General features: G+C 69.6%; 17 protein-coding genes. 8 read left to right on the top strand and 9 right to left on the bottom strand.

What is annotated here, in order from left to right:
• Positions 1-46: 46 nt before the first annotated feature.
• On the bottom strand, positions 47-3631 hold the full coding sequence (locus tag WA670_RS29070) for a discoidin domain-containing protein (RefSeq protein WP_336159444.1): 3585 nt from the start codon (positions 3629-3631) through the stop codon (positions 47-49).
• 356 nt (positions 3632-3987) lie between these two features.
• Here WA670_RS29070 and WA670_RS29065 point away from each other — a divergent pair, with 356 nt between their 5' ends.
• From WA670_RS29065 to WA670_RS29040, 6 genes are all read left to right on the top strand, one after another.
• Positions 3988-4995, top strand: a complete 1008-nt coding sequence (locus WA670_RS29065) for a LacI family DNA-binding transcriptional regulator (protein WP_037812904.1) — start codon at positions 3988-3990, stop codon at positions 4993-4995.
• Between the two features lie 110 nt (positions 4996-5105).
• Positions 5106-6485 carry an ABC transporter substrate-binding protein gene (locus WA670_RS29060; protein ID WP_336159443.1) on the top strand — a complete coding sequence of 460 codons (1380 nt, stop codon included), beginning with the start codon at positions 5106-5108 and terminating at the stop codon, positions 6483-6485.
• Positions 6463-7437, top strand: a complete 975-nt coding sequence (locus WA670_RS29055; RefSeq protein WP_336159442.1) for a carbohydrate ABC transporter permease — start codon at positions 6463-6465, stop codon at positions 7435-7437. The genes WA670_RS29060 and WA670_RS29055 overlap by 23 nt, the downstream gene beginning before the upstream one ends.
• Entirely contained in the window at positions 7434-8303 is an 870-nt protein-coding gene (locus tag WA670_RS29050; RefSeq protein WP_043840057.1) for a carbohydrate ABC transporter permease, read from the top strand. Before WA670_RS29055 ends, WA670_RS29050 begins: the two co-directional genes overlap by 4 nt.
• A gap of 48 nt (positions 8304-8351) precedes the next feature.
• Positions 8352-9938 (top strand): glycoside hydrolase family 13 protein, encoded by a 1587-nt coding sequence (locus WA670_RS29045; protein ID WP_336159441.1) that lies wholly within the window; start codon positions 8352-8354, stop codon positions 9936-9938.
• A 202-nt stretch (positions 9939-10140) separates the two neighbouring features.
• The gene (locus tag WA670_RS29040; RefSeq protein ID WP_336159440.1) at positions 10141-12492 is read left to right on the top strand and encodes an alpha-L-fucosidase; all 2352 of its coding nucleotides are present in this window, start codon (positions 10141-10143) and stop codon (positions 12490-12492) included.
• Here the strand turns inward: WA670_RS29040 and WA670_RS29035 are convergent.
• Genes WA670_RS29035 through WA670_RS29025 form a run of 3 tightly spaced genes read right to left on the bottom strand, consistent with a single transcriptional unit; the run spans position 12473 to position 14339 of the window.
• Entirely contained in the window at positions 12473-12940 is a 468-nt protein-coding gene (locus WA670_RS29035) for a CBS domain-containing protein (RefSeq protein WP_336159439.1), read from the bottom strand. The genes WA670_RS29040 and WA670_RS29035 overlap by 20 nt on opposite strands.
• Complete coding sequence (locus WA670_RS29030) at positions 12937-13119, bottom strand: hypothetical protein (RefSeq protein ID WP_336159438.1); 183 nt, start codon at positions 13117-13119, stop codon at positions 12937-12939. Before WA670_RS29030 ends, WA670_RS29035 begins: the two co-directional genes overlap by 4 nt.
• A 2-nt stretch (positions 13120-13121) precedes the next feature.
• Positions 13122-14339, bottom strand: coding sequence for a PucR family transcriptional regulator (locus WA670_RS29025; RefSeq protein ID WP_037812920.1), 1218 nt, complete (start codon positions 14337-14339; stop codon positions 13122-13124).
• A 212-nt stretch (positions 14340-14551) separates the two neighbouring features.
• Here WA670_RS29025 and WA670_RS29020 point away from each other — a divergent pair, with 212 nt between their 5' ends.
• Positions 14552-16822, top strand: coding sequence for an FdhF/YdeP family oxidoreductase (locus WA670_RS29020; RefSeq protein WP_336159437.1), 2271 nt, complete (start codon positions 14552-14554; stop codon positions 16820-16822).
• Between the two features lie 105 nt (positions 16823-16927).
• Here the strand turns inward: WA670_RS29020 and WA670_RS29015 are convergent, their stop codons facing one another.
• Both WA670_RS29015 and WA670_RS29010 read right to left on the bottom strand, forming a co-directional pair.
• Positions 16928-17977 carry an FUSC family protein gene (locus WA670_RS29015; RefSeq protein WP_336159436.1) on the bottom strand — a complete coding sequence of 350 codons (1050 nt, stop codon included), beginning with the start codon at positions 17975-17977 and terminating at the stop codon, positions 16928-16930.
• Positions 17978-18095: 118 nt separating this feature from the next.
• Positions 18096-19052, bottom strand: coding sequence for a phosphotransferase family protein (locus WA670_RS29010; protein ID WP_336159435.1), 957 nt, complete (start codon positions 19050-19052; stop codon positions 18096-18098).
• 144 nt (positions 19053-19196) lie between these two features.
• Here WA670_RS29010 and WA670_RS29005 point away from each other — a divergent pair, with 144 nt between their 5' ends.
• Complete coding sequence (locus WA670_RS29005) at positions 19197-19760, top strand: YbhB/YbcL family Raf kinase inhibitor-like protein (protein WP_336159434.1); 564 nt, start codon at positions 19197-19199, stop codon at positions 19758-19760.
• A gap of 18 nt (positions 19761-19778) precedes the next feature.
• On the opposite strand, the gene WA670_RS29000 is transcribed toward WA670_RS29005, so the two are convergent.
• Genes WA670_RS29000 through WA670_RS28990 form a run of 3 tightly spaced genes read right to left on the bottom strand, consistent with a single transcriptional unit; the run spans position 19779 to position 21732 of the window.
• On the bottom strand, positions 19779-20858 hold the full coding sequence (locus tag WA670_RS29000; RefSeq protein ID WP_238608361.1) for a zinc-binding dehydrogenase: 1080 nt from the start codon (positions 20856-20858) through the stop codon (positions 19779-19781).
• Positions 20858-21142 (bottom strand): putative quinol monooxygenase, encoded by a 285-nt coding sequence (locus tag WA670_RS28995; protein ID WP_336159433.1) that lies wholly within the window; start codon positions 21140-21142, stop codon positions 20858-20860. The genes WA670_RS29000 and WA670_RS28995 overlap by 1 nt, the downstream gene beginning before the upstream one ends.
• Positions 21139-21732: a glycerol-3-phosphate responsive antiterminator gene (locus WA670_RS28990; protein WP_134662227.1), complete on the bottom strand. Its 594-nt coding sequence runs from the start codon at positions 21730-21732 to the stop codon at positions 21139-21141. The genes WA670_RS28995 and WA670_RS28990 overlap by 4 nt, the downstream gene beginning before the upstream one ends.
• Positions 21733-21962 lie beyond the last annotated feature (230 nt).

The following is a 21962-nucleotide window of genomic DNA, read 5'->3' as shown; positions in this document are numbered from 1 at the left end:
GAAAGGGCGGGTGCCCGCCGGGAGGACCGGACGGGCACCCGCGCGCTCAGCTGCGGTTGATCGTGAACGTGGTCGTCGTGTTCCGGATGTCCTGGTCGTTGTCGCTCAACGCGAGGCCGGTGAACGTCGCCGACCCGACCGCCGGGCCCTGGCCGGGTTCGGGCAGTTCATTGGCCCAGATCCCGATGCCGGACTTGGCGTCGAACTCGTCGCCGCTGCGGTGCGCTCCGCTGATCGACACGTTCGTCAGCACCGTGTCCTGGACCGGGTTCTCCGGCTGGCTGCCGTCGTATTTGGTCTGGAACATGACGCCGCTGTAGGTCGGGCTCTGGATGTCCACATCGGACACCCGGATGCCGCGGAACTCCTTGGACGCGGAGAACATCCAGATCGCCGGGAACGTCTGCTTGCCCCAGAAATGGCCGCCGGTGCGGACGAGCGAGGCGTTCTGGACAGTTGTCGGCTGCGGGCCGAACCCGAGGAACGGGTAGCCGAAGTCGAGCGAGCTGAGCGTGATCCCGGAGTACGTCAGCGTGTCCGCGATGTAGAGGTTCCGGAAGGTGTTGTTGTACCCGCCGTACACCGCGATGCCCGCCGCACGCCACGGAAGCAGCACGGTGAGATTCTCGAACACGTTGTCGTATTGGTTGCCCTGGTTGAGGTCCGTGGCGGCGAACAACGCGAAGCTGTCGTCGCCGGTGGACCGGGCCTCGTTGTTGGTGACGTGGTTTCCGGTGCTGCCGTTGGTGAAGTTGACGCCGTCGGCGAACGTGTCGCGGATGCGGGAGTTCTTCACCGTGGAGTTGTCCACATTGGTCGCCCAGAGCAGGCACATCTGGTGCTCCACCCAGATGTTGTCGATGGTCATGTTCGTGACGCCGGTGAAGTTGAAGACCTTGCCCGGGCCGTCGATGCGCGACGTGTAGTTCCCGAACACGGAGAACCCGCTGAAGGTCGACCCGCTCGCGCTGGCCTGCGCGTCGAATCCGATGTCGGTGTTCTCCTGCCCGGCCGGCGCGGTGAACCTGGTGAACCACGGCCCGGCGCCGAGCACCGTCACCGGTTTGCCGTACACGGTGACCTTGCTCGTCATCGGGTACTGCCCGGCCGGAAGGTAGACGCCGGTGAGGTTCGGGTCCTGGCGGACCTTGTCCAGCGCGGCCTGCACGTCCTGCTGGCTGAACCCGGCCGGGACCGCGTAGTGCGCCGGGTCCGGGTTCGCGGCCGCGGCGGCGAGCTCGAAGTTCACGAAGTCGATCGCGTAGTTCGAGTTGTTCGCGGCGTCCTTCTGCAGTTTGATCTTGTGCCCGGCGGGGACCGTCGTGCCGAGCAGCAGGCTGGCCTCGTCGTAGATGTGGCGGGCCGGTCCGGCGCCCGGCGAGTTGCCCGGCGAGGCTTCGGCGCCGTAGAGCCACGCGTAATGCGAGGTCAGGTCGATGGCCTTGAGGAACGTGCCGTCGACGTAGACGTTCAGCGTCGAGTTCTGCCCGCCGCCGCCCGCGGCGTCCGGCATCGAGAACCGGGTGACGAGCGTGTTGGTCGCCGCGCGCGTGGTGAACTCGACCGAGGAGCCGGTCGCGTTCAGCGTCACGGCTTTGCGGCCCGACGCCTCGCCCGCGAGATCGCCGATCGTCCGATTCGGACCGATCACCGCCGCACCGCCCGCGACGACGCCGTCTTCGGCTTCGTACATGTCGTACGGCATGTTGGCACCGCGGCCGACGAACAGCGATTGCGTACTAGTGTTGTTGCCTTGTTTAGCCGGAAGCTCGTTGGCATCGTTCGCTACGACCGTCTTCACCGTGTACCGGCCGTTCGCGGCGGTCCAGTTCCCGAGGTTGACCGACGCGGTGTCTCCGGGCGCGAGAACACCGGCGGAGGAACCACTCAACGTCTTGACGACCGTCCCGTTCTGGTCGGCGACCGTGACCGTGACGCCGTGGGTGCCGTCCGCCGAGGCGACCGTGCCTTGGTTGCGCAGGGTCGCGGTGAAGGTCACCGTGTTGCCCGCCGCCGGATTGTTCGGCGACCACGCGGTGGCCGCGACGAGGTCGGAACTCTGCACCGGGCTGACGACCAGCGGCGTCGAACTGGTGTAGGAGTTGTTGTCCTCGTTCTGTTCGACGACGGTGTTGGCCTCGTCGACCTTCGCGGTCACGTCGTAACTGCCCGCGTCCCGGGCGCCGATGTTCGCCGACACCGTCGCGGACGCTCCGGCCGCGAGCGCGCCGACCGCCGCCGTGCCGACCTTCGTCTTGCCCAGATACAGGTTGACGTCGGTCGCGCCCGAGGCGGCCGTCCCGGCGTTGCGGACGGTCGCCGACGCGGTGATCGCGTCGGTCTCCACCGGTTTCTGCGGCGTCCAGGACACGGCCGAGACCGTCAGGTCCGGGTTCGGCGCGGGCACGCCGAAGACCTGGAATTCCGCCGCCTGACCGCCGCCCGCGCCGGAGTTGGCGGTGAAGCGCAGGCGGACGTCGCTGGCCCGGCCGCTGACCGGGATGGTCACGAGGTTGCCGCTCGCCGGGTCGAAGGTGTACGGCTGCGCGGGCGCCAGTGTGGTGAAGTCCGTCGCGCCCTGGTCGCGGCCCTCGACGGCGATTGTCTGCGTCCGCGTGCTCCACGCCGGGTCCGGGTTGAGCTTCACGACGACCCGGTCGAGGTCGGCGTGCGCGCCGAGCGCGACGGTCAGCAGGTTCGGGTACGCCCCGCTGCCCTCCCAGTACGTGGTCGCCGAGTCGTCGTTCGCGTTGGCCGCGACGTAGGTCTGCTGGGTCGACGAGGCCGTGATCGGCTTGTGCAGCGCGAGATTCGTGCCGCTCTGGGTGCCGTTGCGGGTCACCGTGGCACTGTTCGCCGACTGGTTGCCCGCCGCGTCGCGAGCCCGAACGTAATACGCGACGCTGGCACTGGCTGGCTGATTGTCGGTGTAGGTCAGCACATTCCCCGCGACACTGCCGCGGAGCTGACCGTTGGCGTACACGTCATAGCCGGTGACGCCGGTGTTGTCCGTAGATGCCGACCAGGTCAGCCGGATCTGGCCGCTCGCCGGTTCGGTATAGGCGAGGTTGCCGGGCGCGGACGGCGGCTGTGTGTCGCCGCCCGCCGGGCCGTGCACCTCGAACTCCGACAGTTGCGCAGCGGGCCAGCCGGTGTTGGCGGTGATGTTCAGCCGGACGTAGCGCGTGTTGCCGGTGACGTTCACCGTGACCGTGTTGCCGGTCGCCGGGTCGAACCGGTAACCGGCCGACGGCACGAGGTCGCTGAAGCTCGCTCCGTTCGCGCTGCCCTGCACCGCGAAGGTCTCGGTGCGGGCTTCCCAGTTCGCCGGGAGTTTGAGCACGAGCTGGGCGACGTTCGTCGCGGCGCCGAGATCGGCCTGAATCCATTGGGGGAACTGGTTGTTCGTGCTTTCCCAGTAGGTGGCCTGGTTGCCGTCGCCCACGTTGGCGACGGGATAGCCGGGGAGCTGGCTGCTCGCGGTGTATGTCGCGGTGGCGGCTTGGGCGGCGGGCTGGACAGCTGGCTTGGCGGCAAGGGGCGGCGCGGCGCTCGCCGGCCAGGCGGGCGCGGTCAGGAGCAGGGACAGGGCGGCGATCGCGGCGCGCGCGAGCAGTCGCTTCGTTCTCATGGGGTTCCTCTGATCCAAGGAGGAGGGAGACGACTCGGGCAGAAGCGCCCCGCGTGGCGCGGGACGGCGGGGACCAGGGAGCGGACCGGCGGGGCGCCGGGTCCGGGGGCGCACGAGAACAGCGCGGAGCAGTCGGCATGGCACCTCTTCGTTGAGGCTGGGCAGGACGCTGGCGCGATTGCCCGGGATCTCGTCAGGTATTTTCACTGATTCGTTCAAGAATTACAGCCGACCGCCGCCGGTAAGTCAACGCCGTTCGTCGATCCGCGGCGCACGCGACCAGCGGTTTCACCGGGAGAGCAAGCAAACCGCCCGCCTCGTCGGAAACTTGCGCTGGTTTGCGGTAACTTTCACTCATGACACGTCGTCTTGCCGAAGTCGCCCGCCAGGTCGGGGTCAGCGAAGCCACGGTCAGCCGGGTGCTCAACGGCAAGGCCGGGGTGTCCGCGAGCACCCGGGCCGCCGTGCTCACCGCGCTGGACGTGCTGGGCTACGAGCGGCCGACGCAGCTGCGCGGCGAACGGGCCCGGCTCGTCGGGCTGGTGCTGCCCGAGCTGCAGAACCCGATTTTCCCGGCATTGGCCGAGGTCATGGGCAACGCGCTGGCGCAGCAGGGCTTCACGCCGGTGCTGTGCACGCGGACCGCGGGCGGGGTGTCGGAGGCGGAGTACGTCGAGATGCTGCTGCAGCAGCAGGTGTCCGGCGTGGTGTTCGCCGGCGGGATGTACGCGCAGGCCGACGCCGCGCACACGCACTACCACCACCTCGTGGAACGCCGGCTGCCGACGGTGCTGATCAACGCGGCCGTCGACCACCTCGGGCTGCCGCAGGTGTCGTGCGACGACGCGGTGGCCGTCGAGCAGGCGGTCGGGCACTTGAGCTCGCTCGGCCACGAAAAGATCGGCCTGGTGCTGGGGCCGAGCGATCACGTGCCGTCGCGGCGCAAGCTCGAGGCGTTCCGGGTGCACGCCGCGAAACTCGGGCTCCCGGTGCTCGACGAACTGGTGGAGCACGGGATGTTCTCCATCGAGGGCGGGCACGCGGCCGCGGCCCGGCTGTACCCGCGCGGCGCTACGGCGGTGCTGTGCGCGAGCGATCCGCTGGCGCTGGGCGCGATCCGCGCGGCCCGGCGGCAGGGGCTGTCCGTGCCGGGCGACATTTCGGTGGTCGGCTACGACGACTCGGCGCTCATGAACTGCACCGACCCGCCGCTGACCACGACCCGCCAGCCGATCGAGGCGATGGGCCGGGCGGTGGTCGAACTGCTGGTGAAACGCATCAACGGCGGCGAGGTCGCGGTGGAGGAGCTGCTGTTCGCGCCGGAACTGGTGGTGCGCGGGTCCACCGCCCGCCGGACAGCGTGAGCGGCTGTTCATAAATTGCAGATTCTCATCTGATTCTTGCGGAGACGCGGTCTGCGGCTCTAGGGTGACCGCCATCACCTGCTGTGCTCCCCCGCGAGATGAGGCTTGAGATGAGCAGACCCTGGTCCCCCGCCGTTCCCCGCCGGACGTTCGCCCTGCTCGCCGCGGCGGGCCTGCTCCTGGGCGCCAGCGCGTGCGGGGGCGGCGGCGATCCGGGGAGCTCCGCCGGGGGCAAGGTCACCATCACCGTCACCGGCCAGCCGCCGACAAGCCAGCCGTTCGAACGCGGCGTGTTCGACGCCGACGTCAAGGAATTCGAGGCGACGCACCCGAATATCCGCATCGAACCGCACGAAGGGTTCATGGACCCGAAGACGTTCGGCGCGAAGCTGGCGGGCGGGCAGCTCGAAGACGTCTACTACGTCTACTTCACCGATCCCGCGCAGATCATCGCCCGGCACCAGGCCGCGGACATCACCGAAGCGGTCAAGAAAGTCCCGCACATCAACGACCTCAAACCCGAACTGCTCGACAATTTCCGCGGCCCGAACGGCAAGCTTTACGGCCTGCCGACGATGAATTACACGATGGGCCTGCTCTACAGCCGCCCGTTGTTCCAGAAGGCCGGGCTCGACCCGGACAAGCCGCCGCGGACCTGGGACGAGGTGCGCGCGGCGGCCAAGAAGATTTCCGCGCTGGGCAACGGAATCGTCGGATACGCCGACTACAGCAAGAACAACCAGGGCGGCTGGCACCTCACCGGCTGGCTCGCGTCGATGGGCGGCTCCGTCGCGCGCAAGGACGGCAGCAAATGGGTCGCCGATTTCGACAACGAAAAAGGCAAAGCCGCGCTCACCATGCTCCACGACCTGCGCTGGACCGACGATTCCATGGGCAGCAAGCAATTGCTGGAAGCCCAGGACGTGCAGCGGATGATGGGCGCGGGCCAGCTCGGCATGTACATGGCCGCCCCGGACAACGTTCCCGTGCTCGTCAAGCAGTTCAACGGCAAGTACGCGGACTACGGCATCGCCGGGATGCCGGACGGCAAGGGCACGCTGCTCGGCGGCGAGGGCTACATGATCAACCCGAAGGCGTCGCCGGAGAAGATCAAGGCCGGTCTCGAGTGGATCCAGTGGAAGTACCTCAACCCGGACCGGTTCGAGAAGCACATCAAGCAGTACGTCGACGGCAAGCAGCCGGTCGGGCTCCCGGCCGAGCCGACTCCCGACGTCTGGCAGGGCGCCGTGCGCGACCAGCAGCTGGCGCTGAAGGCCAAGTACGCCAACGTCCCCGCGCAGAACTACCAGTCCTATGTGGACTCCACAGGCACGATCAAGGGCAGCGTCGAACCGCCGAACGCACAGCAGGTCTACGCGATCCTGGACAGCGTGATGCAGGCGGTGCTCACCGATCGGAACGCGAATATCGACCAGCAGCTCTCGTCCGCCGCGGCGAAGGTCACCAGTGTCCTCGCCCAGGTCAAGTAGCCTCCTCGCCTGGCCCGCGACGTCCTCGTCGCCGGCCAGGCGACCGGCCGCCTCCCCCGCCGCGCGGCGCCGGGCTCGGCTGCGCCGCAAGCTCAAGGAGAACCTCACCGCCTACGGGCTGCTCTGCGCCGCGCTGGTCGTGTTCGCGATGTTCTCCTGGTACCCGATCGTGCGCGGGGTGCTGCTGAGCTTCCAGCAGGTCGACTTCGTCAACCCGCCCGCCTGGGTCGGGCTCGACAACTTCGCCCGGCTGTTCGCGGACCCGCTCTTCGGCGTCGCCTGGCGGAACACGCTGCTGTTCACCGGTCTCGCGCTCGTTTTCGGGTTCGCGGTCCCGTTCCTGACCGCGGTGCTGCTCAACGAGATGCGGCACGCCCGCGCGTTCTTCCGGCTCGCGGTGTACCTGCCGGTGATGCTGCCGCCGGTGGTGACCGCGCTGATGTGGAAGTGGTTCTACGACCCGGGTTCCGGCCTGTTCAACTCCGCGCTCGGCGCGCTGGGCCTGTCCGGGCCGCAGTGGCTGGATTCGAGCGGCACCGCGATGCTGTCGCTGGTGTTCGTCTCGACCTGGGCGAACATGGGCAGCACCACGCTGATCTACCTGGCCGCGCTCGGCACGATCCCCGGCGAACTGTACGAGGCCGCGGAACTCGACGGGGCCGGGATGTGGAAACGGCTGCGGCACGTGACGTTCCCGCAGACCCGGTTCGTCCTGCTGATGCTCCTGCTGCTGCAGATCGTCGCGACCATGCAGGTGTTCACCGAACCGTACGTGATGACCGGCGGCGGCCCGGACGATTCGACGGTGACCGTGCTCCTGCTGCTCTACCGCTACGCCTTCGTCTACAACGACTTCGGCTCGGCGAGCGCGATGAGCCTGCTGCTGTTCCTGGCGCTCGGCGTGTTCTCCGCGCTGTACGTCCGGCTGACCAGGAAGGCGGACCAGGCATGAGGACGCTCGTCTCGCCCGGCGCGCTGCGCAGCCGCCGCGGCAAGGTGGTCTACGGCGCCGTTTTCGCCTGCACGCTCCTGGTGTTCGTGCTCGCCTTCCTGTTCCCGCTGTACTGGGCGGTGACCGGGGCGATGAAGACGCCGCAGGAACTGGCGCAGACCCCGGCGACCCTCGTCCCGCACGAGTGGCATCCGGAGACCTTCGGCGAGGCCTGGGACCAGCTGAACCTCGGCAAGTACTTCCTCAACACCCTGGTCGTCGCGGGCGGGGCGTGGCTGGCGCAGATGGCCATCGACGTGCCCGCCGCCTTCGCGCTGTCGAAACTGCGGCCGAAGTTCGGCAACGCCGTCCTCGGGATCATGCTCGCCACCCTGATGCTGCCCGCGGCCGCGTTGCTGGTGCCGACCTATGTCACCATCACCGATCTGCCGCTGCTGCACCTGAACCTGATCGACTCCCCCGCCGCGGTCTGGCTGCCCGCCGCCGCGAACGCGTTCAACGTCTATGTGCTGAAACGGTTCTTCGACCGGATCCCGGACGAGCTGATCGAGGCCGCGCGGCTCGACGGCGCCGGACCGGTGCGCACGCTGTGGCGGATCGTGCTGCCGATCTCGCGGCCGATCCTGGCCGTGGTGTCGATCCTCGCGGTGGTCACCGCGTGGAAGGACTTCATCTGGCCGCTGCTGGTGTTCCCGGACAGCGGCAAGCAGACGCTTTCGGTGATGCTGCAACGGGTCGCCATCGACATGCCGCTCAACGTGCTGACCGCCGGGATGGTGCTCGCCAGCCTGCCGATGGTGGCGCTGTTCCTGGTGTTCCAGCGGCAGATCCTGTCCGGGCTCACCGCGGGCGGGCTCAAGGGCTGAGCCCGTCCCGCACCTCTCGCTTTCCCCCACCACGAGGAGGGTTTTTCCGTGACCGCATCGCGAAGACAAGACAGCTGGTGGCGCACCGCGGCGATCTACCAGATCTACGTCCGCAGTTTCGCCGACGGCAACGGCGACGGCATCGGCGATCTCGCCGGCGTCCGCGCCCGGCTCGACCACCTGGCCGCGCTCGGTGTCGACACGCTCTGGTTCACCCCGTGGTACCCGTCGCCGATGGACGACGGCGGCTACGACGTCGCCGATTTCCGCGACATCGACCCGCTTTTCGGCTCGCTCGCCGAGGCCGAGGCATTGATCGCCGAGGCGCACGGACGCGGCCTGCGGGTGATCATCGACATCGTGCCGAACCACTGTTCCGACGAGCACCGCTGGTTCCGCGAGGCACTCGCCGCCGGGCCGGGTTCGCTTGAGCGGCAACGGTTCTGGTTCCGTCCGGGCCGCGGTCCCGGCGGTGCCGAGCCGCCGAACAACTGGAAGTCGCGCTTCGGCGGATCCGCCTGGACGCGGGTGCCGGACGGCGAGTGGTACCTGCACCTCTACAGCTCGCGGCAGCCGGATTTCAACTGGGACAACCAGGACGTGCGCGCGGAATTCGAGGACGTCCTGCGGTTCTGGTTCGACCGCGGCGCGGACGGCTTCCGCATCGACGTCGCCGACGGGCTGGTGAAGGACGCGCGGCTGCCGGACGTCGAGGCGGGCGACGAGACGCCGTTCTCCGATCAGGAGGGGCTGCACGAGATCTACCGGTCGTGGCGCAAGATCGCCGACAGCTATCCGGGCGAGCGCGTGCTGGTCGGCGAGATGTGGCTGCCGGACATGTCCCGCACCGCGCGGTACCTGCGCCGCGACGAACTGCATTCGGCGTTCAACTTCGATTTCCTGGTCTGCCCGTGGGACTCCGCGCGCTTCCGGGAGGTCATCGAGCGGACGCTGGAAGCGCACGACGCCGTCGGCGCGCCGCCCGCCTGGGTCCTGTCGAACCACGACGTCACCCGGCACGTCACGCGGTACGGGCGCGCGGGCGACACCGGGTTCTCGTTCGCGGACCGGCTGCACGGCAGTTCGGTGGACCTGGTGCTGGGCACCCGGCGCGCCCGCGCGGCGGCGTTGCTGACCATGGCGCTGCCCGGCGGGATGTACGTCTACCAGGGCGAAGAGCTGGGGCTGTGGGAGGTCGAGGACATTCCCGCCGAACTGCGGCAGGACCCGGTGTGGACGCGCACGAACGGCGCCGATCCCGGCAGGGACGGCTGCCGGGTGCCGCTGCCGTGGTCCGGCGACGCGCCGCCGTTCGGCTTCGGTCCCGGCGGCGCGTGGCTGCCGCAGCCCGCGGAATGGCAGGCGTACACGGCGGAAGCGCAAGCGGGCGACCCGGCGTCGATGCTCAGCCTGTACCGCGCCGGACTGCGGCTGCGCGCGAATCTCAGCGGAGAACTCGAGTGGCTTTCGCTGGGCGACGGCGTGCTGGCTTTCCGCCGGGGACCGGGATTCACGTTCGTCCTCAACTTCTCCGGTTCCCCGGTCCCGCTGCCGCCGCACGCGGAAATCCTGCTGGCCAGCGACCCGGTGCCGGCCGAACTGCCGACGGATACGGCGGTCTGGCTGCGCTCCTGACCCTCGCTCGCGAAAAGCCGATCACCGCTGCGGTGGTCGGCTTTTCGCGGTGCTCCGCTGAGCGGGATCTCCTTGACAGCACCCCAGTGCGCGCCGACGATGATTCATCAGATGTATCGGCCACTCGCTTGCCCTGATTCCCCGGATGATCGAGAAATTCCGCGCTAGGCATCGGACCACTGGACTTCACTGTGGAGGTTCCATGACGACCTATCCTCGTCGGCACGCACTCGGCATGGCACTCGGCGGCGCGGTGCTGCTCGGACTGCCGAGCACCGCGGCAGCGGCGGGCGCGCCGGCGCAGCCGGTGGTGACGGACGGGGCGGGCGCGCCGGTCGTGCCGCCGCCCCCGCCGGTGCCGGTCCCGCTCGACGCGTGGTTCGACAACGACGGCATCGACTCCGCGAGCGCGCACGACGGGAACTTCGACGGCTCCGGCTACACCTTCCCGGCGGAGCAGATCCCGGCGGGCAGCACGGTCACCGCGGGCGGCGTGCCGTATCTGCTCGGCTCGGCGGCGGCCGGGGCGAAGAACAACGTCATCGCGCTCGGCCAGCGCATCGACCTGCCGAAGGGCCGGTATTACGGCGCCGCGTTCCTCGTCGCGTGCAGTTACGGCGCCACCGGAGGCGACGCGACCGTCCACTACGCCGACGGCAGCACCAGCACCGCCACCCTGTCCGGCTCCGACTGGTGGGGCTCCGGCGGCGCTGTCGTCTCGACCTTCCGCTACGGCCCGGGTGGCGTCACCGACCAGAACCCGGTGTCGATCAGCACCGCGCAGGTGTGGATCGACCCGGCGCGCGAGGCGGTCGCGCTGACTCTGCCCAAGACCGCCGCACCGGCGGTGAACGTGGCGAGCCTGCACGTGTTCGCCTTGACGCTGCAGCCGATCGCGCAAGGCCGTTCGGCGACGGTCCTCGACGCCCGGGCGACCGCGAATCTGCTGCAGGACGGCGGTCCGCAGGCCGTCGAGGCGACGATCGTCAACACCGGCACCGTCTGGCTCGAAACCCGCGACCGGATCACCGTCACGCTCGACGTCCCGGGCGGCCGGGTGCGCACGCCCGCGCCGATCCCCCGCCTCGCGCCCGGCGAACAGACTACGGTGCGGCTCGGCCTCACCACCGACCGCGGCCTGCCCGCGGGGACTCCGGCGACCGGCCGGATCCGCGTGCTCGCCGACCGGTCGACGATCGCCACCCGGACCCTGCCGGTGCCGCTCGGCATCCCGGATTTCCGGCCGACCGACGCGTCGCTGTCCACGCACCGCGCGCCGTATTGGTTCTGCGACGCCAAATTCGGCATCTTCATCCACTGGGGCGTGTACTCGGTGCCCGCGTGGGCTCCGGTCGGGCAGCAGTACGCCGAGTGGTACTGGAACAACCAGCAAGATCCCCACGGCGCCACCTACGCCTATCACGCGAAGACCTACGGCGAATCGTTCGTCTACGACGACTTCATCCCGAAGTTCACCGCCGCCCGGTTCGATCCGCGTTCGTGGGTGCATCTGATCGAGGACGCGGGCGCGCAGTACTACGTGCTCACGTCCAAGCATCACGACGGTTTTGCCCTGTGGGACACCAAAGTCAGCGGCCGCAACGCCAAGAAGCTAGGCCCGCGCCGCGACCTCGTCGCCGACCTGTTCGCCGCCTCGCGCAAGTACACGCCGGGCCTGCGCAACGGCCTGTATTTCTCGCTGCCGGAATGGTTCAACCCGGACAACCCGTGGATGGGCCACGCGCCGCGCAATCCGTACACCGGCGCGCCGCTGCCCTACACCGGGTACACCGCCGGACGCGATTTCGTGAAGGACTTGCAGGCGCCGCAGGTGCTGGAGCTGATCTCCGGCTTCGACCCGGACGTGCTGTGGTTCGACATCGGCGGCGTGAACGACAGCCGCGAAGTGCTCACCGAGTACTTCAACCGGGCCAAGAACCGGCGTCGTCCCAAGGACGTCACGTACAACGACCGCGGCGGCATCCCGGACCACGACTTCACCACGCCGGAGTACACGACGTACCCGAACACCGTCGTCGCCAAGTGGGAGTCGAGCCGGGGCCTGGACCCGTTCTCCTACGGTTACAACCGCGCGACGCCGGACGACAAGTACATGACCACCGACGACGTGGTGCACACGCTGGTCGACGTGGTGTCGAAGAACGGCAACTTCCTGCTGGACATCGGCCCCGATTTCGACGGCACCATTCCGGCGGTGATGCAGCAGCGCCTGCGCGAGACCGGGGCTTGGCTGCGCACGAACGGGGAAGCGATCTACGGCACCACGTACTGGTCGCGCATGGCCCAGCTCGGCGACCTGCGGTTCACGGTGCGGCCCGGTTCGGCGTTTTACGTCATGTCGCTCGTCGCGCCCGGCTCGCAGCTCGTGGTCGACGCCCCGGTCCCGATCCGCCGCGGCGACCGCGTGAGCATGCTCGGTTACGGCGGTCCGCTGCACTGGAGCCAGAGCGACGGACGGCTGGTCATCGACGTTCCGGCGGCGGCGCGTGCGGCGGGGAAGCACGCGTGGGTGTTCAAAGTGGACTGGCGCTGAGACTGACCGGGGCGGTCCGCGACGGGCCGCCCCGGCAACCGCTCTCCCGGTCTTGCGCGCGGGCCGCCACGTCGGCGTCCGAGCAGAAGCCGCGGCCGCTGCGCTTCAAACACAACAGCCCCAGCAACCGGCCGCTCGCGTCCACCACCGCCAGCCTGCGGCGCGACATCCCCAGCCACGTCGCGTACAGGTCCGCCTCCGGAGCCACCACCCGGCCAGTCAGCTGGCCCGCCCGGTACGCCGGAAGCGCGTCCGGCTGCCCGTCCAGATCCGGCCGTTCCACGACGCTCAGCAGCGTTCCCCCGGAAACGACCAGCGCGGCGTGCACGTGGTCGTCCTCGAAGAGCGCGCGCACCTCGCCGACCGTCGCCGACGCGTCGAGCACCTTCGGCGCCCGGAGCATCGCCTCGCCGACGGTCGACGCGCCGCGGAAATCCGGTTCCGTCACTGGGGGTTGTTCCACTCCGCGTCAGCCTGGTCCTCCGCCTTCGTGCGTTCGCGCGCCAGCTCCAGCGCCCGCCGCGCGGTGGCCTCGTCCGGGTACGGGCCGAGCCGGTCGACGCCGCGCGCTTGGCGGTCGCGCTCGACCTCGTTCGTGCGGGTGTTGTAGTACCACTCTTCAGACATCGTCAGCTCCCAAGAGAATCGATCGAGCGCACCGAATCGACCCGCAGCGCCTGCATCGCCGTGACCAGCTCGGCCAGGTCCCGCGGATCGGTCAGCGTCCGGTCGGTCAGTTCCCGGATCCGGCGCAACCGGTACCGGACGGTATTGGCGTGGCAGTGCAGCACCTGCCCCGCGCGTTCGGAGGAGCCGCCGTGCGCGAAGTACGCGTCCAGCGTCTCCAGCAGCACGTCGCGTTCCTCGGCGGGCAGTTCCAGCACCGCCCCGAAGACCTGCTCCCCCAGCCGGCGGCCCTCGTCCGGGTCGTAGGCGACGAACGCGGCCAGCGGGCTCGGGTCGAACGCGCGGACCTCGCCCCGTTCGGGCGGGATGCCGGACAGCGCCGTGCGCGCCAGGTGGACCGCGCGCGGGGTTTCGGTCAGCGAGCGGAACAGCGGGCTGACGCCGGTGCGGGCCAGCGCCAGCTCGCGAAGCAGGCCGAGCATCGTGTCGTACTGCTCCTCGCGCAGCGAAACCACGCCGGCCTGCAGCGTCGGCGACAGATGCCACGCCGACACGATGCCGAGCTGGCCGAGCCGCCGCTCGACGCCGACCAGGCTTTCTTCGGCCAGCCCGCGCGTCTCGGCGGCGACCACGGTCAGCTTGCCGTCCAGCGACAGGCCGAGCAGCCGTCCCGCCTCCCACGGCCCGGAATCGGACCCGCGCGCGCCGGTCAGCAGCGCTTCGGCCAGCGCGGACCGCCGCCGCTGCTGCGCGACCAGCAGTTCCGCGCTCGCCGCCCGGTACGCCTCGGTGACGCGGACCGCGTGCTCGTCGGTGACCTGCCATAACAGGCTCGCGACGTCGATCAGCACGTCGGTGCTCCCGGTTTCGCGGGCGCGGCCCACGAGCAGGTCCCACAGCATCGCGCAGGCGATCCGGTACACCTGCAGCACCTCGGGCAGCGGCGCGCCTTGGTGCGCCCGGCGGCGGCCGGTCTCCTTCGGCGCGCGCTGGTCCGGGGCCTCGCCGCCGCCGAGCGCGTCGACCATGAACCGGAGGTTCACCGCGATCGAGCGGTGCAGGTCGGCGCGCGGGACGATCTTCTCGTCCCGGTACATCCCGATCCGCTCGCAGCTCGCCGCGCAGACGTCGTCGATCAGCCGGGGCAGCCTCTCGTCGGCCCAGGCGACGAGTTCGGTCAGGGCGGCGGTCCGCACAGCGTTTTCCTCCCGGTCGGCCACGTCCGGGATCGTACCCGCGTCCCGGAGCGGCCGCCCACGCGGATTTCCCTCCCGGGGAAACGTTCTCCGTTTTCCCGCGCATTTTGTGGACCGGCACAGAAATGTTTGTCGCGCTCCACAATAAGCCTGTTCGCATTCCCCGCCCGGATGCCCGGAGCGGGCCGTCGTGCTTGAATCGACAGGGAAGCACAGACGCGGTCGAGAGGGTTACGGTGGACGAGCAGCGCGAGGGCCAGCCGGAGTTCAAGCCATACCACCACCCGGCCGCGGGCTGGGGCGCGGCGAAAAGCGTGACGCAGTTCCTCGTCCGGGAACGGGAACTCGTCGCCGGACCGCGCGCGATCGTGAAGATGAACCACGAGAACGGCGGCTTCGACTGCCCGGGCTGCGCGTGGCCGGACGACACCAAGGGCCTGCATCTCGACATTTGCGAAAACGGGATCAAGCACGTCACCTGGGAGATGACGCGGAAACGCGTCGGCGCGGAATTCTTCGCCGCGCACACCGTGTCCGAACTGGACGGCTGGAGCGACACCGCGCTGGAGGCGCAGGGCAGGCTCACCGAGCCGCTGCGCTACGACGAGAAGACCGACCGGTACGTGCCGATCTCGTGGGCCAAGGCGTTCGAGCTGGTCGGCGCGACGCTGCGCGGTCTCGACTCCCCGGACCAGGCGGCGTTCTACACCTCCGGGCGGCTCGGCAACGAGGCGACTTTCCTGTACCAGCTGTGGGCGCGGGAGTTCGGCACGAACAACCTGCCGGACTGCTCGAACATGTGCCACGAGGCGAGCGGCCGCGCGCTGCAGGCCGCCCTCGGCACCGGCAAGGGCACCGCGGACATCCACGACTGGGAGGCCGCCGACGCGCTGTTCATCATGGGCGTGAACGCGGCGTCGAACGCGCCCCGGATGCTCACCGCGCTCGCCGAAGCGCACCGGCGCGGCGCGCAGATCGTGCACGTCAACCCGCTGGTCGAGGCCGGGGCCACGCGCACGATCATCCCGCACGACTTCGTCCGGATGGCGACCTTCCAGGCGACCCCGACGTCCACGCTCAACCTCCAGCCGCGCATCGGCGGCGACCTGGCGTTCATCCGCGGCATGGCGAAAGCCCTGCTCGAGATGGCGGAGACCGATCCCCGGGCGATCGATTCGGAGTTCCTGGAGACTTATACCAGCGGCGTCGAGAAGTACCGGGTCGTCTGCGAAACCACGTCCTGGGCCGAACTGGAGCGGCAGTCCGGGCTGACCGAGTCCGAAATCCGCGCGGCGGCGAAGATCTACCGCGACGCCGACCGGTCGGTCATCAGCTGGTGCCTCGGCGTGACCCAGCACGAACACGGGGTCGACACCGTCCGCGAGATCGTGAACCTGTTGCTGCTGCGCGGAAACATCGGCCGCCCCGGGACCGGCCCGTCGCCGGTGCGCGGGCACAGCAACGTGCAGGGCAACCGCACCTGCGGCATCGACCACCGCCCGGCGCCGGAGTTCCTCGACAAGCTCGCCGAGGTCTGCGGCATCGACCCGCCGCGCCACCACGGGCTCGACACGGTCGGGACGATCGAAGCGATGCACCGCGGCGACGTGCGCGTATTCGTCGGCATGGGCGGCAACTTCGCCCTCGCCGCGCCCGACACGCCCTACACCGCGGCCGGGCTGCGCAAGTGCGAGCTGACCGTGCAGGTCAGCACCAAACTCAACCGCAGCCACCTCGAACACGGCAAGCAGGCGCTGATCCTGCCCTGCCTGGGCCGGACCGAAAAGGACTTCCAGACGGCCGGGCTGCAGTCGACGTCCGTCGAGGACGCGATGAGCATGGTCCACCTGTCCACCGGCATGAAGAAGCCCGCCTCGCCGCACCTGCTGTCCGAACCCGCGATCATCGCCGGGATGGCGAGCGCGACGCTGCCGGAAAGCCCGACGCCGTGGGATGATTACGTCGGCGACTACGACCGGATCCGCGACACGATGGCGCGGGTGCTGGACGGTTTCGAGGACTTCAACACGCGGGTCCGGCAGCCTCTGGGCTTCCGCATCCACCAGGCCGCGCGCGAACGGGTCTTCCACACGCCGTCCGAACGCGCCGAGTTCTCCACCGCGGAGTTGCCGGACGTGGTCCCCGCCGCCGGGACGCTGGCGCTGGGCACGATGCGCTCGCACGACCAGTGGAACACGACGATTTATTCGGACGACGACCGGTACCGGGGCATCAAGAACCTCCGCACGCTGGTGTTCCTGAACGCCGAGGACATGCGGGACCGGGGGTTGAGCGAGTTCGACGAGGTGGACATCACGGCCACGGCGAAGGACGGGACGACGCGTTCGGTGCAGCGGTACCGGGCAATCCCGTACGACATCCCGCGCGGGTGCGCGGCGGGGTATATGCCGGAGATGAACGTGTTGTGCGCGATTGGCGATTACAGCACGCAGAGCGATCAGCCGTTGATGAAGCATCTGAAGGTCACGGTCGAACGCTCCGCCTGAGCGCCGTGGTTCGGCACGGGGCGCGGACCAGCACCGCGCCCGAGTGGCGGGCAGCTGCGCGGCCGGAGATGAACGTGTTGTGCGCCACCGGCGAACACAGCAACGTCACGGTCGAACGCTCCGCCTGACCGCCGCGGTCCGGCACGGGGCGCGGACCAGCACCGCCGCCCCGATGCCCGCCGCCACGCCTACCAGGGTGTCCGCCACCCGCGCCGTCAGCAGCGTCGCGGGGGCGGCGGGTGCGGCCAGTTCCGTCATCACCAGGATCAGCGGCGTGAAGAACCCCAGCGCGATCCCGTAATGCCGGGACATGAACAACTCCGTCGGGAACAGCAGCACGACCACCGCCAACGCCAGCGGCGCGGCCGCGAATCCCGGCAAGAGCAGCAAGGCCGTGACGACCAGTCCGGCGAGCGTCCCGACGACCCGGTGCGCGCTGCGGTCCAGCACGCTGCGCAGGCCGGGATGCAACCGGCTGCGCGGATCCGCCGCTGCCAGCGGGACCGCCGCCGACGCCATCGCCCAGTTCGCGTGGTCCACGCCGAGCAGCAGACCGACCGCACCCGCGGCGGCGATCGCCAGCGCGTACCGGGCGGCGTGCACGACGGCGCAGGCGGCACCGCATTCCGGGGCGCACGTCGGCGTCCCCGGCGTGGGCGGGCGTTCCGGCCCGGTCAGTCCAATGAGGACACAACCGGCGATTGTGCCCGCGCACAAGGCGATTCCGACCCACGGTTCGACCCGACCGGCGGGCACCAACGCGATCGCACCGAGCGCGAAGATGCCGAAGAACGGTCCGCGCGGGCTCAAGTCCAGGCGATTCGTCACCAGTGCGCAGCCGAACGAGAACGTGGCCTCGGTGACCACCAGCAGCCAAGGTGGCGCGTGACAGGCGGACAGCAGCACACCCAGTGAGACGCCGCTCAACAGCACGGCACCCGCCTGGAGCTGGTGCCGGAAGCGGAGTGCACGCGACTCGGCCCGGCCGTACATCCCGGCAAACGAACCGAACGCGGCGAAAATGATCAAGTCCGGACGGCCCGCCGCGAGCAGGGCCAGCCCGGGAATAAGCAGCCCGGCCGCGACCCGGCCGGCATGCCACCATTCGCCGCCGTCGAACGAGCGCGCGGCTGCGGCCGAGGTCGCCACCGGCACCTGTCCTCCGCTTGATCGTCTGACGGGAAGTCACCGGGATCGGCCGGTTGTCTTACGATACCTGCGCGAAGGGCGGGAGAAGGCCGGATTGTGGGGCGCCACAATAATGTCTGCGCCGTCAGCCAAGCTGGCCGAGAGTGCGGACGACGTTCTGGTCCACGATGTCCAGCATCGCTTCCCGGTGCGGGAAGTCGCCGTCGAGCAACCGCAATGGGCCCGCGACGAGGGACAAATACATCGCGAGGCGATAGTACCGCATTCGGCGGTCGTCCAGGCTCGCAGCATGGAAATAGCGATAGTTCTCATCGAAGCGCAATTCCAGGAAAACGTGTTCCCATTCGACGTCGAAGAACATCGCGCCCTCGATGTCGATGAGCACCGGCTGGTCGTGCTCGTCGACGAGGACATGGTCAGGGCCTAGTTCGCCGTGGATCAACCCGTACTCGGTGCGTGGCTCCACTGCTGCATGCCGTTCCCCGAGCAGCGAGGCGAGGAGGTGTTCGACGGCCGCGATCTCCGGCACCCGGGCGGCGGCCTGGGCGAGGTGATCCAATGCGCGGCGCAGCACAACATCTTGCACCGGCAAGCCAGGCTTATCGGCGCCCGGACGGCCGTAGTGAGCACGCCGGGTGCGGTGCAGGGACCGGACCGCGTCGCCGAGGCGGGCCAGCACGCACGACCGGTCCCCGAGAGTTTCCAGCGTGCCGCCGCGCACGTCCTCGACCACCGCGACGTCACCGGCGAGGAGGGTTTTGCTGCGGTCGAGCAGGAAGATCCGCGGCACCCGGACGCCAGCTCTGGACAGCGCGGCGTGCGCGGCCTCGAACAACCCGATGCCGGTGCTGTGCCCGAAGGGATCGCTGTGGTCGGGCGATGCCGCGTCCGGCCAGTAGTCCTCGTCAGCGTTCCAGACGTAGGCGACGCTGGTCGTGCGGTCGTCGAGCGTCAGCCGGTAGACGCCCTTCTTCGAACCGCCGCGCAATCGTTCCGCCGACGCCAATTCGCGGGCGCCGAACACCGCGCGCGCCACCTCGGCCAGGTCGTGACGGCCGAGCCTCCCCCGGGGTTCGCTCACCTTGGCACCCTACCGCCGCGCCGCATGTCACTCTTGGCGGGAAACGTGGTACTCCCTGCCGCTGGCGCGCCGGTCCTCGCCGATTGCGGCGCACACTCTTCCCACGAAAGGACAAGAGACCACCAGCCGCCTCGGGAGCTTCCAGTGAGACGCACCAGAATCGCTCTCTTCGCCCTGCTCGTCCTCTGCGCCGCGAGCCCCGCCGCCGCGTCGGCGAGTCCGGGGCGCGCCGCTTTCGCGCTCTCCAGCACCGCCTTCGCCGACGGCGGGATGATTCCCAAGGTCCACGACTGCGCCAGCAGCGGCGACGGCGACCCCGAGAAGAAGGACGAGTCGCCGCCGCTGGCCTGGTCCGGGGCGCCGGAGCAGGCGAAGAGCTACGCGATCGTCATGCACGACCTCGACAACGGCATCATCCACTGGGTCATCTACGACATCCCGGCGACCGCCGCCGAGCTGCCGCAGAACGTCGACCACGCGTATCAGCCCTCGGTTCCTGCCGGGTCACGGCAGGCCTACTACCGCGGCAGCGCGAACTTCTTCGGATACCAAGGGCCGTGCACGACGAACCACACCTACGAGTGGGCCGTGCACGCGTTGAACAAGGAATCGCTCACCGAGCTCGACGCCAACTCGTCCACCCAGGCCGCCGAGACCGCCATCGACGCGGCCACCATCGCGACCGCTTCGCTGCGCGGTAACTCGTAGCGGAGCAGGGGGCGCGGTTCAGAAAGTGATCACCTGACGGACCGCGCCCCCGTCCCGCAGCCGGGCGAAACCGGCGTTGATCTCGTCCAGCGCGATCGAATGCGTCAGCAACGCCTCCACCGGCAGCAACCCCGCCTGGTACAGCGCGATGAACCGGGGTACATCCCGCCGCGGCACACACGAACCCAGGTAGCTCCCCCGCAGGGTTTTCTCCTCGGCTACCAGGCTTTGCGCGGGCAGGGTCAGTCCGGCGGAGGGGTCCGGCAGGCCCACGGTGACGGTCGTCCCGCCGGGTCGGGTCGCGTCGTAAGCCTGGCTCAGTGCGGCGACCACGCCGGTGGTGTCGACGGCGTAATCCACCCCGCTGCCGGTCCGCTCGCGGATCTCCGCGACGTCACTCACCACCGTGGCGCCCAGCGAACGCGCCAGTTCCCGCTTGCTCGCGACCGGATCGATCGCGAGCAGCGTGCTGGCACCCGCGGCCTTCGCGGCGAGCAACGCGGAGAGGCCGACCCCGCCGAGGCCGAACACGGCCACGCTGTCGCCGGGACGCACGTCCGCCGCGTTGAACACCGCTCCGGCGCCGGTCAGCACCGCGCAGCCGAACAATGCCGCGATGTCGAACGGCAGCGCTTCGTCGATCCGCACCGCCGACCGGTCGGACACGACCACGTGCGAGGCGAACGCCGAAACCCCGAGGTGGTGCAACGGGTTCCCGGCCGGCGACGACCACCGGACGTCGCCGCCCAGCAGCGTGCCCTCGCGGTTGGCCGCCGCGGCGGGACCGCACAGCGCGGGGCGGCCGGCCGTGCACGGAGCGCAGTCGCCGCAGGAGGGCACGAACGTCAGGACTACGTGTTCGCCGGGCCGGAAGTCGCTGCCCGGCCCCGCTTCGACGACCTCGCCGGCGGCCTCGTGGCCGAGCACCATCGGCACCGGACGCGGCCTCGACCCGTCGATCACCGACAGGTCCGAATGGCACAGCCCGGCCGCGCGCACCCGCACCAGCAGTTCGCCGGGACCGGGCGGGGCCAGCGTCAGCGTCTCGATCTCCAGCGGTTTCCCGACCTCGCGCAGGACCGCGCCGCGGACCTCCATCACGCGCCGACCGGGACGCAGCGGGTGACTTGCCGGTCGGACAACAGCGGCACGACCTCGCCGAGCACGATCCGGGCGAAGTGCTCCGATTCGCAGTGCGCGGTGAAATCCGCCTCGCTGCCGTACTCCTCGACGATCACCACGACACCGTCCTCGATTCCCGTGTGGACGGTGTACCGCAGGCATCCAGGCTCGCGCCGCGACGCCTCCGCCATCGGGCCGAGCAGTTCGACGACCCGGTCCCGTTCCGCAGTTACATACCGGGCCACCACTACGAAACTCATTCTTCTCCTGTACGCAGCCGGGACCGGGTCAGCGACCACAGCCCCGGATCGGAGGACGCGGCAGCCGCCGCGCCCATCGCCAACGAATGCGCCACCCCGTCGCGGTCGGTGACGAAACCGGCCGCGACGAACGGCGACATGACTTCCCTCGCGGACTCGGACATCCACGGGATGATCGGGGCGGGCATCAGCTCCACCAGGTCCGGCCCGCTGCGCTTGACCGCCTCCAGGCTCCGGTTCAGGTTCGAGCGGTCGGTGACGAACACCTTGTGCATCGTCAGCATCGACAGCGCCCGCGCCCGTTCGATCGGCGCGACCCGGGTGCTGACCACCCCGGCCGCCCCAATCTCCTGGAGGAAGTCCACGCCCGCGCGGTCGGTGGCGAGCCCGGGGCACGAATCGATGTTGACGAACACGAGCTTGTCCCGCCCGGCGAGCGCCGCCACGATCTTCGGCAGCTGCCCGACCGGAACCGACGCCAGGATCCCGACCCGGGACGCCGCGGCCACGAAATCCGGCACCTTCGCGACACCGACGACCGACGCGCACACCGGGACGTCTTCGAACGCCGCCGTGATCTTCTCGTTCATGGCCTCCACCGTTTCATGCCCGCTGCCGCTCCCCCGTCCCCGCCGCCTCGAAGGTCCGTGAGGGGAACCCTGAAGGAATCTGGTTCCGTGCGGGTGGCCCTCACGGACCGGCGCAGCCCCGCCAGCCGCGGCCGGTCAGCTCGCGAACCCACTGGACTCCCGCCGCTGTCCGTGAAGGAGTCCTTGAGGGAATCTGGTTCCCGCAAGGAGTCCTTCACGGACCTCAAGCC

Source organism: Amycolatopsis sp. VC5-11 (assembly GCF_037034185.1).
GTDB classification, from domain to species: domain Bacteria; phylum Actinomycetota; class Actinomycetes; order Mycobacteriales; family Pseudonocardiaceae; genus Amycolatopsis; species Amycolatopsis nivea.
Note: the sequence above shows the minus strand (reverse complement) of the source record. Positions and strands in the feature narration are given on the sequence as shown.